The organism is Stenotrophomonas sp. YJH_SMC_65, from assembly GCF_059369475.1.
Window position 1 is genome coordinate 320,859 of record NZ_JCAFSR010000004.1, and the last position, 12,035, is coordinate 332,893.

The following is a 12,035-nucleotide window of genomic DNA, read 5'->3' on the forward strand; positions in this document are numbered from 1 at the left end:
AGCTGTGCCATACGCGGCGGTACTGCACGGCGGCAACGCTGTGATCCATCCGCGCCAGGATGAAGCCCCCCACAGCATCAGCAGATCCACGCCATGCGTGGATGAAGCCAGCCATCGCCCAACAAAAAAGGACGCAGCCTCGCGGCTGCGTCCATCGTGAGCCCTGCCGGGAGAGAGTCGGCAGGACTTACTTGACCTCGAACTCCTGCGGCGTTCCGGCCGCCTTGCCATCGACGGTGACCTCGGCGCGGTACTTGCCGGCCGGCCAGCCCTTTGCATTCTTGAACGTGACGTTGGTGGTTTCCGCACCACTGGTGTTCAGGGTGGCGTTCTGTTCGCCGGCTACCTGGCCGTCCTGATAGGTCAGCTTGGCGCCAACGGTGACGTTGTTGGCAGCGCCGTCGGTCTTGACCGAGACGATGATGTCATCCTTCGGTGCGAACAAAGCCGTCGTCGCAACCGACTTGTCGGCGGCGGCGGTCTTGCCGACGGTGACCGACGAGACGTTGACCGCAGCGGCTTCGGCCATCGGCGGCGGTGCGCCGGTCATCGGCGCGGGAGCTGCGGGTTCGGCCGGGGCGGTCGCTGCCGGAGCGGCGTTGCTGTCGGTCGACTCTTCCTTCTTCTTGCAACCGACCAGAGCAACGCTGCCCAGCAGGGCGGCGATCAGGGCGGTCTGTAGCGGGGTGGTCTTGATCATTCGGGGTTCCTCCCAGGGATTGTCGGACGGCGTTCGATGGCCGGCTTACTTCGGCGGCAGTTTCAGGGTCTGGCCCGGGAAGATCTTGTCCGGGTCATCAAGCACATCGCGGTTGGCTTCGAAGATCTTTTTCCAGGCATTGGCGTCGCCCAGATGCTGCTTGGCGATCTTCGACAGCGAGTCACCCTTCTGCACGGTATAGGTGCCGCCGCTGACAACGTCTGCGGTGCTGTCCACCGAAGCGCTGACGCCGGAGAAGTCCGCCTTCGGCACCTGCTCGGCGGTACTGTCGACACTGCCACTGACGCCGGAGAAATCGGCTTTCTTCTCGGTACTCATCCACAACTCCCGTCTGCATGACTACGTGATTCGCACGGTGCCATGGAGGTTGTTAAATGGGGATGGTGCAGATGTGAAGCCGCCCCCCGGGGCGGCTGAACAATCGGGGGAATGGACGCCCGGTAGTGCCGGCCGCTGGCCGGCTGTGCCAGGGGGATCCGGCCTTGGCCGATTGCCGGCCAGCGGCCGGCTCTACCCGTAACCACCTGCGAATCATGGTAGTGCCGGCCGCTGGCCGGCGCTCGCCGGGCATGGCCCGGCGCAACGGGCAACCGCCTATGGCGGTTACTGCCGCAGTTCGCGGTAGGTCGCGGCCGGGGCGGCGATGCCCGGGCTGGCACGCCAGGGGTTGATATCCAGGCCGCCACGACGGGTGTAGCGGGCCTCCACTTCCAGCCACTGCGGCTGGCAGCGCGCAGACACCTCGCTGAAGATCCGTTCAACACACTGCTCGTGGAACTCGGCGTGCTCGCGGTAGCTGACCAGGTAACGCAGCAGGCCGGCGCGGTCGATCTTCGGCCCGCGGTAGCGCAGGCTGACCGTGGCCCAGTCCGGCTGGCCGGTAACCGGGCAGTTGGACTTCAGCAGCGCCGAGACCAGGGTTTCCTCCACCACCTCGCCGGCATCAGCGGCGAGGAAGTCTGCCTGCGGCGGGCCGTAGCAGTCGATCTCCAGGTCCAGCCCATCGATGGATTCGCCGAGCGGCGTCTCACGCAGGCCCGGCAGGCCGAATTCGACCTCCACCGGCGCACCGGCGCAGGCCGACAGATCCGCCACGATGCGCGCGCGCAGTGCCTCGGCGCTGCCGATACGGGTGCTGTTGAGGGAGTTCAGGTACAGCTTGAACGACTTCGATTCGATCAACCGCGGCGAGGTGCACGGCACCTGCACGGTGGCGACGGCGACCTGCGGCTTGCCACGCGCGTCGAGCCAGCTCAGCTCGAAGGCATGCCAGCGGTCGTGGCCAACGAACGGCAGCGCGGCGTCATCGAGGCCGATCTCGGCGCGGGCGCCGCTGCGGGGGATGGGAAACAGCAGGCCGGGATCGTACTGCGACGGGTAACTGACCTCGCGACCGAGGCTGGAATCCTGTGGGGTGTTCATGGGCGCCATTGTATCGCGCGGACGGCGGGCCTTCGGCCGGGCTGGCCAACGGCGGAGCCCCTCCGTGGTGGGGTTGGTGGGTCGTCGAAAGCCTGGGTTCCGGGGTGTGGGCCAGGCGGGCGGGATGGGCGGGGACGCCGTGAACCCATCCCTGGGGGCTTAGCCGCGCCATCCATGGCGCGGATACCCCGCCCATCCCACCCGCCCGGCCCTCCGACACATTTCTGTCGCCGATCCACCACGGGAAAGATCAGGAAAATCAAAATCAGAATCCGATCCTTCAGACGTTCATGACGTCCGCCGTGCCGACCAACGGTCGGCACCCACCAACAGCAGCGGGCACCAACAGCCGCGGGAAACTGTCGAAGGCGGGGTGGGTCCGGTTGAGGGGGTGTCCGCGGCATGGATGCCGCGGCCAAGCCCCCAGGGACGGGTTTACGGCGTCCCCCTCAACCGGACCCCCCCCGCCATCCCACGGAATGCCCGCTGTTGACGTTGACGTTGCCGTTGATCCAAGCGGGTGCAGGGCTGCAAGCCCTGCGGAAACCCTCACCCCGCCGGGGTGCCGGCACCGTGCAGGTAATCCAGGCTCACCTGCAGCAGCGCGCGGAACCCGACATCCAGCGCCTTCTCATCCAGCAGGAACTTCGGCGAATGGTTGGCCGGCGCCGTTGCCGGGTCGATGCCCGCGCTGGTGGAGCCGACGAAGAAGAACATGCCCGGCACTTCCTTCGCGTACAGCGAGAAATCTTCCGCACCCATCTGCAGCGGTGGCTCGTATACGTTGTCCTTGCCCACCACCGCCTGCAGGCTCGGCAGCATCTTCGCGGTCAGTGCCGGGTTGTTCACCGTGGCCGGGTTGCCATCGGCTTCGTAGATCTCGGTCACCGCCTTGGCACCATGCGCGGCGGCGGTGTGCTCGGCCACGCTGCGCAGGTCGGCGAAGATCTGCTGGCGCATGCCTTCGTCGAAGGTGCGGATGGTGCCGACCATCTCCACTTCATCGGGAATGATGTTGTAGCGGATGCCGCCGTTGATCGCGCCGAAGGTCAGCACTGCCGGCTGCTTGGACAGGTTGGCGCGGCGGCTGACGATGGTCTGCGCGGTGCCCACCAGGTCGGCGGTGGCGACGATCGGATCAACCCCGTTCCACGGCGCCGAACCATGCGTCTGGCGGCCGATCACCTTGATCCCGAACCGGTCCGAGGCCGCCATCAACGGGCCACCGCGCACCGCGATCTGACCCACCTGCACGCTGGAGAACACATGCAGGCCGAACACCGCTTCCGGCTTGAAATCGGCGAACAGGCCTTCCTTCAGCATGAGTGCCGCACCACCCTCTTCCGGCGGCGGTGCGCCCTCCTCGGCCGGCTGGAAGATCAGCATCACCTGGCCCGGCAGGTCCTTCTTCATCGACACCAGTGCTTCGGCCACGCCGAGCAGGGTCGCGGTGTGCGCGTCATGGCCACAGGCATGCATCACGCCCACGGTCTGCCCGCGGTACTGGTCAGTGGCCTTGGAGGCGAACGGCAGGCCGGTCTGCTCGGTCACCGGCAGCGCGTCCATGTCGGCGCGCAGGGCGATCTTCGGCCCCGGCTTGCCGCCCTCGATGATCGCAACCACGCCGTGGTGGGCGATGCCGGTCTTCGGCTTCAGGCCCATCGCACGCAGGCGCTTGGCGACCTCGGCCGAGGTGCGCGCCTCGCGGTTGGACAACTCCGGATGCTGGTGGAAATCGCGGCGCCATTCGACCACCTTGGCCTGCAGCCGCTGCGCGGCGGCGGTCACTTCCGGGCGCTGCCCGTCCTGGGCGTGGGCAAGGGCCGGCAGGGCCAGCAGCAGGGCGGACAGCAGCAGCGAACGGTGCATCGCAATCTCCACAGCAGAAGGGTTCCAGCTGAATGTAGGGCAACACCGCCGCCACGGGAACCTCCGGCGCTCGATCCGGTCTTAGCGCCCGTCCCATCCGTCATGCAGGAAACGTGATGTGGCACAGGTATGCTTTGCGCATTGCCCCGGCGTCCCGCCTGGTCCAGCCCTCTCGGAGTCCTCGTAATGTCACGTGTTTGGAAGATCGTGCTGCTGGTCGTGGCAGTGCTGGTGCTGGCCGTGGTCGGCCTGCGCGTCATGGGCGGGGGCAAGGACAAGGCCGGTGGTGCAGCTGCGGGGGCGCGCCAGGGCGGCGAGGATCCGAATGCCGGTCCAGTACCGGTGACCGTGGTGGAGGCCACGCGCCAGGACGTGCCGGTGTATGCCAGCGCGCTGGGCACGGTGACTGCGATGAACACCGTTACCGTCAGCCCGCAGGTCGGCGGCCAGCTGATGAGCCTGAATTTCCGCGAAGGCCAGGAAGTGAAGCAGGGTGACGTGCTGGCGGTGATCGATCCGCGCACGGCCCAGGCCAGCTATGACCAGGCCGCCGCAGCCAAGCGCCAGAACGAAGCCCTGCTGGCCACTGCGCGCTCCAACTTCCAGCGCTCGAACGCGCCTGAGTATCGCCAGTACGTCGCCAAGACCGATCTGGATACACAGCGAAACCAAGTGGCACAGTACGAAAGCGCCGTGGCCGCCAACGAGGCCAGCATGCGTTCGGCGCAGGTGCAGCTGCAGTACACCAAGGTCACCGCACCGATCTCCGGCATCGCCGGCATCCGCGCGGTCGACGCGGGCAACGTGGTCAACGCCGGCACCGCGCTGGTCACGCTGACCCAGATCCATCCGATCCACGTGCTGTTCAACCTGCCCGAGCGCCAGCTCGGCGACGTGCGCCAGGCGCAGGCCGCCGGCACGGTGCCGGTGGCCGCGCTGGACCGTGCCGATTCGCATGTGTTGTCCGGCGACGGCAAGCTCGACGTGGTCGACAACCTGATCAGTGCCGACAGCGGCACGTTCAAGGCGCGTGCGATTTTCGACAACACCGACAACGGCCTGTGGCCGGGCCAGTTCGTCAACGTGCGCATGCAGCTGCGCACGATCGCCGGTGGTGTGGTCATCCCCACCCAGGCGGTGCTGCGTGGCCCGGATGGCGAGTACGTCTACATCGTGCAGGGCGACAACACGGTAAAGATGCAGACGGTGCGCAGCGGCGTGGAAGTGGGCGACAGCCAGGTGCAGATCGCCGAAGGCCTGAAGGGCGGCGAGCGGGTGGTCAGTGAAGGCCAGTTCCGCCTGAAGCCGGGCAGCAAGGTCACCGCGCTGAAGCCGGGCGAGACCCCGGCCGCACCGACCGAGGCCGAACTGAAGGCGGCCGAGCAGAAGAACGCAGGCGGCGGTGGCCGTCGCGGTGGTGGCCCGCGCTGAGCGCAGGCCACTGATCTCCCTCGCGCCGGCATACCCGCCGGCGCCGACATTGAAGTGCCAGCAAGGATCAGTCCGTGGGCTTTTCGACGATCTTCATCCGCCGCCCGATCGCCACCTCGCTGTTGATGGCGGGCCTGTTGCTGCTGGGCATCCTCGGTTACCGCAAGCTGCCGGTGTCGGCGCTGCCGGAAATCGATGCGCCCAGCCTGGTGGTCACCACCCAGTACCCCGGTGCCAACGCCACCACCATGGCTTCGCTGGTCACTACCCCGCTGGAGCGCCAGTTCGGGCAGATTTCCGGGTTGGAGCTGATGACCTCCGACTCGTCGGCCGGGTTGTCGACGATCATCCTGCAGTTCTCGATGGACCGCGACATCGACATCGCCGCGCAGGACGTGCAGGCGGCGATCCGCCAGGCCACCCTGCCCTCGTCGCTTCCCTACCAGCCGGTCTACAACCGGGTGAATCCGGCCGACGCGGCCATCGTCACCCTGAAGCTGACCTCCGACACGCGCCCGCTGCGCGACGTCAACAATTACGCCGACTCGATCCTGGCCCAGCGCCTGTCGCAGGTGCAGGGCGTGGGACTGGTGTCGATCGCCGGCAACGTGCGCCCTGCCGTGCGCATCCAGGTCAATCCGGCGCAGCTGTCGAACATGGGCCTGACCCTGGAGCAGCTGCGCAGCGCACTGACCCAGGCCAACGTCAATGCGCCCAAGGGCTCGTTGAACGGCAAGACGCAGTCCTACAGCATCGGCACCAACGACCAGCTGGCCAGCGCCGCCGAGTACCGCGACACGATCATCAGCTACAAGAACGGCCGCCCGGTGCGGCTGTCGGACGTGGCCGAGGTGATCGATGGCGTGGAGAACGACCAGCTGGCCGCCTGGGCCGATGGAAAGCCGGCGGTGCTGCTGGAAGTCCGGCGCCAGCCTGGTGCCAACATCGTGCAGACCGTCGAGCGCATCCGCGCGATCCTGCCGCAGCTGCAGGGCGTGCTGCCGGCCGACGTGCACCTGGAGATCTTCAACGACCGTACCGAGACCATCCGCGCCTCGGTGCATGAAGTGCAGTTCACCCTGATCCTCACCATCGGCCTGGTGGTGGCGGTGATCTTCGTGTTCCTGCGCCGGTTGTGGGCCACGATCATCCCGTCGGTGGCAGTGCCGTTGTCGCTGGCCGGCACCTTCGCGGTGATGGCGTTCGCCGGCATGTCGCTGGACAACCTCTCGCTGATGGCGCTGGTGGTGGCCACCGGCTTCGTGGTCGACGATGCGATCGTGATGATCGAGAACATCGTGCGCTACATCGAGCAGGGCAAGAGTGGCAAGGAAGCGGCCGAGATCGGCGCGCGCCAGATCGGCTTCACCGTGCTGTCGCTGACCGTCTCGCTGGTGGCGGTGTTCCTGCCGCTGCTGCTGATGCCCGGCGTCACCGGACGCCTGTTCCACGAGTTCGCGTGGGTGCTGAGCATCGCGGTGGTGCTGTCGATGCTGATCTCGCTGACGCTCACCCCGATGATGTGTGCCTACCTGCTCAAGCCCGACGCCCTGCCCGAGGGCGAAGACGCGCATGAGCGCGCGGCAGCGGCCGGCAAGCAGAACCTGTGGACGCGCACCGTCGGCCTGTACGAGCACAGCCTGGACTGGGTGCTGGGCCACCAGCGCCTGACCCTGGCCGTGGCCGGTGGTGCACTGGTGCTGACCGTGCTGCTGTATGTGCTGATTCCCAAGGGCCTGCTGCCCGAACAGGACACCGGCCTGATCACCGGCGTGGTGCAGGCCGACCAGAACATCGCCTTCCCGCAGATGGAACAGCGCACCAAGCAGGTCGCCGAAGCACTGCGCCACGACCCGGATGTGACCGGCGTGTCGGCGTTCATCGGTGCCGGCAGCATGAACCCCACGCTCAACCAGGGCCAGCTGTCGATCGTGCTGAAGGAGCGCAGCCAGCGCGATGGCCTGGAGCAGATCCTGCCGCGCCTGCAGAAGGCGGTGGCCGGAATCCCGGGCGTGGCGCTGTACCTGAAGCCGGTGCAGGACGTGACCCTGGATACCCGCGTGGCCGCCACCGAGTACCAGTACTCGCTGTCGGACGTCGATTCGGCAACGGTGGCGACCCAGGCCACGCGCCTGACCGAAGCGCTGCGCAAGCGCCCGGAACTGGCTGACGTGGACAACAACCTGTCCAACCAGGGCCGCGCCCTGGAGCTGAACATCGACCGCGACAAGGCCAGCGTGCTGGGCGTGCCGATGCAGACCATCGACGACACGCTCTACGATGCGTTCGGCCAGCGCCAGATCTCCACCATCTTCACCGAGCTCAACCAGTATCGCGTGGTGCTGGAAGTGGCGCCGGAGTTCCGCACCAGCACCGCGTTGATGGAGCAGCTGGCGGTGGCCTCCAATGGCGCCGGCGCGCTGACCGGCACCAACGCCACCAGCTTCGGCCAGGTCACCTCGTCCAACTCGTCGACCGCCACCGGCATCGGCGCGCAGAACACCGGCATCACCGTCGGCGCCGGCAACATCATCCCGCTGTCGGCGCTGGCCGAAGGCAAGGTGAGCAGCGCGCCACTGGTGGTCAGCCACCAGCAGCAGCTGCCGGCGGTGACGGTCTCGTTCAACGTGGCGCCGGGCTATTCGCTGTCCGAAGCGGTGCGTGCAATCCAGGAGACCAAGGACAGCCTGGACATGCCCACCCACCTGCATGCCGAGTTCATCGGCAAGGCCGCCGAGTTCACTGGCAGCCAGACGGACGTGGTGTGGCTGCTGCTGGCCTCGCTGGTGGTGATCTACATCGTGCTGGGCGTGCTGTACGAGAGCTACATCCACCCGATCACGATCATCTCCACGCTCCCGCCGGCCGGTGTCGGCGCGCTGCTGGCGCTGATGCTGTGCGGCCTGAGCCTGTCGGTGGATGGCATCGTCGGCATCGTGCTGCTGATCGGCATCGTCAAGAAGAACGGCATCATGATGGTGGACTTCGCGATCGAGGCCCGCCGCGCCGGTGCCAACGCGCACGAAGCAATCCGCCGTGCCTGCCTGCTGCGCTTCCGCCCGATCATGATGACCACCGCCGCGGCCATGCTGGGCGCGCTGCCGCTGGCCCTGGGCACCGGGATCGGCTCGGAGCTGCGCCGCCCGCTGGGCATCGCCATCGTCGGCGGCCTGCTGCTGTCGCAGCTGGTCACGCTGTACACCACGCCGGTGATCTACCTGTACATGGAGCGCTTCTCCGAGTGGCTTGCCCGCCGCCGCGAGCAGCGTGCGTTGCGCGACGGGTCGCTGCAGGAGCCGCAGGCATGATCCACGCCCCGCTGCTGCAAGGGGCCGCACGATGAACCTGTCCGGCCCCTTCATCCGCCGCCCGATCGGCACCGCGCTGCTGGCCATCGGCCTGTTCATGGTCGGCCTGATCTGCTACCTGCGCCTGGGCGTATCGGCACTGCCGAACATCGAGATCCCGGTGATCTTCGTGCATGCCAGCCAGTCCGGCGCCGATGCGGCGACCATGGCCTCCACGGTTACCGCGCCGCTGGAACGCCATCTCGGCCAGCTGCCGGGCATCGACCGCATGCGCTCGTCGAGCTCGGAAGGCAGCTCGCTGGTGTTCATGATCTTCCAGAGCGGCCACAACATCGATTCGGCCGCGCTGGACGTACAGACCGCGATCAACTCGGCGCAGGCCGACCTGCCCTCGGGCATGGGCTCGCCGATGTACCAGAAGGCGAACCCGAACGACGACCCGGTCATCGCCATCGCGTTGACCTCGCAGACGCAGTCGGCCGATGAGCTGTACAACGTCGCCGATTCGCTGCTGGCGCAGCGCATCCGCCAGATCAGTGGCGTCGCCTCGGTCGACATCGCCGGCGCGTCGACGCCAGCGGTGCGCGTGGACGTCAACCTGCGCCTGATGAACGCGCTGGGCCTGACCGCCGATGACCTGCGCAATGCGGTGCGCGCGGCCAACGTGACCTCGCCCACCGGCTTCCTCAGCGACGGCAACACCACCACCGCGATCATCGCCAACGATTCGGTGGCGCGTGCGGCCGACTTCGCCGATCTGGTGGTCAAGACCCAGGGCGATGGCCGGGTGATCCGCCTGAAGGACATCGCCAACGTCTACGACGGCCAGCAGGATGCCTACCAGGCCGCGTGGTTCGACCACAAACCGGCGGTGGTGATGTACGTGTTCACCCGTGCCGGCGCCAACATCGTGGAGACCGTGGACCGGGTCAAGGCGCAGATCCCGACCCTGCGCGACTACCTGCAGCCAGGCACCACGATGACGCCGTACTTCGACCGTACGCCGACCATCCGCTCGTCGCTGCATGAAGTGCAGATCACGTTGCTGATCAGCCTGGCGATGGTGGTGCTGACCATGGCGCTGTTCCTGCGCCGGCTGGCACCGACGCTGATCGCCGCAGTGACCGTACCGCTGTCGCTGGCCGGTGCCGCGTTGGTGATGTACGTGATGGGCTTCACCCTGAACAACCTGAGCCTGCTGGCGCTGGTGATCGCGATCGGCTTCGTCGTGGACGATGCGATCGTGGTGATCGAGAACATCATGCGCCACCTCGATGAGGGCATGCCGCGCATGCAGGCGGCGCTGACCGGTGCGCGCGAGATCGGCTTCACCATTGTCTCGATCACCGCCTCGCTGGTCGCGGTGTTCATCCCGCTGCTGTTCGCCAGCGGCATGATGGGCGCGTTCTTCCGCGAGTTCACCGTCACCCTGGTGGCGGCCATCGTGGTCTCGATGATCGTTTCGCTGACGTTGACCCCGGCGCTGTGCAGCCGCTTCCTCAGCGCCCATGACCACAGCGCGCCGCCGTCGCGCTTCGGACGCTGGCTGGATGCCGGCCACGAGCGCATGCTGCGCATCTACACCGTGTTCCTGGACTTCTCGCTGCGCCACGCGCTGCTGCTGTCGCTGACGCCGCTGATCCTGATCGGCGTCACCATCTTCCTGTTCGGGGCGGTGAAGAAGGGCGCGTTCCCGCCGCAGGACACCGGCCTGATCTGGGGCCGCGCCAATTCCAGCGCCACCGTCTCCTTCGAGGACATGGTCGCCCGCCAGCGTCGCATCACCGACATGCTGATGGCCGACCCTGCAGTGAAAACCGTGGGTGTGCGCCTCGGCAGCGGCCGTCAGGGCTCCAGTGCACAGTTCAACATCGAGCTGAAGTCACGCAGCGACGGTCGCCGCGAAACCACCGCACATGCGTTGGCGCGACTCAGTGCCAAGGCCGATCGCTACCCCGACCTGCAGTTGCGCCTGCGCGCGATCCAGGACCTGCCCAGCAACGATGGCGGCGGTTCCAGCCAGGGCGCGCAGTACCGCATTTCCCTGCAGGGCAACGACCTGGCTGCTTTGCAGGAATGGCTGCCCAAGCTGCAGGCGGAACTGAAGAAGAACCCGAAGCTGCGTGACGTCGGCACCGACGTGGACAATGCCGGACTGCGCCAGAACATCCAGATCGACCGCGCCAAGGCCGCGCGCCTGGGCATCACTGTCGGCGCCATCGACGGCGCGCTGTACGGTGCGTTCGGCCAGCGCCAGATCTCCACCATCTATTCGGACATCAACCAGTACAGCGTGGTGGTCAACGCCCTGCCCTCGCAGACCGCCACCCCGGCGGCGCTGGATGAGGTGTACGTGCGTGCGCGCAACGGCGACATGGTGCCGATCACCGCGGTGGCCACGCAGATGCCCGGCCTGGCCCCCTCGCAGATCACCCACGAGAACCAGTACACGACGATGGACCTCAGCTACAACCTGGCTCCGAACGTGAGCATGGGTGAGGCCAAGGCGATCATCGATGCCACCGTCGCCGGCATGCGCATGCCTGGCGACATCCGCCTGGCCGACGATGCGGGCTTCGGCTTCAATTCAGATCCCAGCGACATGCTGATCCTGGTGTTTGCCGCGATCCTGACCGTCTACCTGGTGCTGGGCATGCTCTACGAGAGCCTGATCCACCCGGTCACCATCCTGTCCACGCTGCCGGCGGCGGGCGTCGGTGCGCTGCTGGCGTTGTTCGGCACCAACACCGAACTGTCGGTGATCTCGATGATCGCGCTGGTTCTGCTGATCGGCATCGTCAAGAAGAACGCGATCATGATGATCGACTTCGCCCTGGTGGCGCAGCGCGAGCATGGGCTGGCGCCGCGCGATGCCGCACGCGAGGCCAGCATCGTGCGCTTCCGCCCGATCATGATGACCACGATGGTCGCGATCCTGGCCGCCGTGCCGCTGGCGATCGGCCTGGGTGAAGGGTCCGAGCTGCGCCGCCCGCTGGGCATCGCGATGATCGGCGGCCTGCTGTTCTCGCAGAGCCTGACCCTTCTCAGCACGCCGGCGCTGTACGTGATCTTCTCGTGCCTGGCCGAGCGTTGGCGCGCACGCCGCGCACGCAGGCGCGAAGCCAAGCTGCTCAAGCGCGCGCAGCGGGCGTAGAAGGGCCCATCCACGCGCGGCGTGGATCTATGGGTAGAGCCGGCCGCTGGCCGGCTTTCTCCGTACCGCAAATCTGCCGGCCAGCGGCCGGCACTACCGGATTCCTGCGCGGGCTGTCCCCTTCACCCCA

General features: G+C 67.1%; 7 protein-coding genes. 3 read left to right on the forward strand and 4 right to left on the reverse strand.

Annotated features, from left to right (window positions below):
• Positions 1-187: 187 nt before the first annotated feature.
• The 4 genes from AC5P7A_RS09635 to AC5P7A_RS09650 all read right to left on the reverse strand — a co-directional run bounded on the left by AC5P7A_RS09635 (position 188) and on the right by AC5P7A_RS09650 (position 4,012).
• A complete protein-coding gene (locus tag AC5P7A_RS09635) occupies positions 188-700 on the reverse strand; it encodes a hypothetical protein (RefSeq protein WP_014648644.1) in 513 nt (170 codons plus the stop codon).
• 45 nt (positions 701-745) lie between these two features.
• Positions 746-1,039 carry a LysM peptidoglycan-binding domain-containing protein gene (locus AC5P7A_RS09640; protein ID WP_005419771.1) on the reverse strand — a complete coding sequence of 98 codons (294 nt, stop codon included), beginning with the start codon at positions 1,037-1,039 and terminating at the stop codon, positions 746-748.
• 285 nt (positions 1,040-1,324) lie between these two features.
• The gene (gene queF / locus AC5P7A_RS09645; RefSeq protein WP_495220088.1) at positions 1,325-2,143 is read right to left on the reverse strand and encodes an NADPH-dependent 7-cyano-7-deazaguanine reductase QueF; all 819 of its coding nucleotides are present in this window, start codon (positions 2,141-2,143) and stop codon (positions 1,325-1,327) included.
• Between the two features lie 549 nt (positions 2,144-2,692).
• A complete protein-coding gene (locus AC5P7A_RS09650) occupies positions 2,693-4,012 on the reverse strand; it encodes a M20 family metallopeptidase (protein WP_495220089.1) in 1,320 nt (439 codons plus the stop codon).
• A 186-nt stretch (positions 4,013-4,198) separates the two neighbouring features.
• Between AC5P7A_RS09650 and AC5P7A_RS09655 the strand changes: the two genes are divergently transcribed.
• From AC5P7A_RS09655 to AC5P7A_RS09665, 3 genes are all read left to right on the forward strand, one after another.
• Entirely contained in the window at positions 4,199-5,443 is a 1,245-nt protein-coding gene (locus tag AC5P7A_RS09655; RefSeq protein WP_014648647.1) for an efflux RND transporter periplasmic adaptor subunit, read from the forward strand.
• Positions 5,444-5,517: 74 nt separating this feature from the next.
• Positions 5,518-8,751: an efflux RND transporter permease subunit gene (locus AC5P7A_RS09660; RefSeq protein ID WP_046432840.1), complete on the forward strand. Its 3,234-nt coding sequence runs from the start codon at positions 5,518-5,520 to the stop codon at positions 8,749-8,751.
• A gap of 31 nt (positions 8,752-8,782) precedes the next feature.
• Positions 8,783-11,905: an efflux RND transporter permease subunit gene (locus AC5P7A_RS09665; RefSeq protein WP_049403847.1), complete on the forward strand. Its 3,123-nt coding sequence runs from the start codon at positions 8,783-8,785 to the stop codon at positions 11,903-11,905.
• The last annotated feature ends 130 nt before the right edge of the window (positions 11,906-12,035 follow it).

What these genes read in the sequence shown, in the direction of transcription:
- AC5P7A_RS09640 (WP_005419771.1), bottom strand. Translation starts at nt 1,039, where the DNA reads ATGAGTACCGAGAAGAAAGCCGATTTCTCCGGCGTCAGTGGCAGTGTC.
- queF (WP_495220088.1), bottom strand. Translation starts at nt 2,143, where the DNA reads ATGAACACCCCACAGGATTCCAGCCTCGGTCGCGAGGTCAGTTACCCG.
- AC5P7A_RS09665 (WP_049403847.1), top strand. Translation starts at nt 8,783, where the DNA reads ATGAACCTGTCCGGCCCCTTCATCCGCCGCCCGATCGGCACCGCGCTG.
- AC5P7A_RS09655 (WP_014648647.1), top strand. Translation starts at nt 4,199, where the DNA reads ATGTCACGTGTTTGGAAGATCGTGCTGCTGGTCGTGGCAGTGCTGGTG.
- AC5P7A_RS09650 (WP_495220089.1), bottom strand. Translation starts at nt 4,012, where the DNA reads ATGCACCGTTCGCTGCTGCTGTCCGCCCTGCTGCTGGCCCTGCCGGCC.
- AC5P7A_RS09635 (WP_014648644.1), bottom strand. Translation starts at nt 700, where the DNA reads ATGATCAAGACCACCCCGCTACAGACCGCCCTGATCGCCGCCCTGCTG.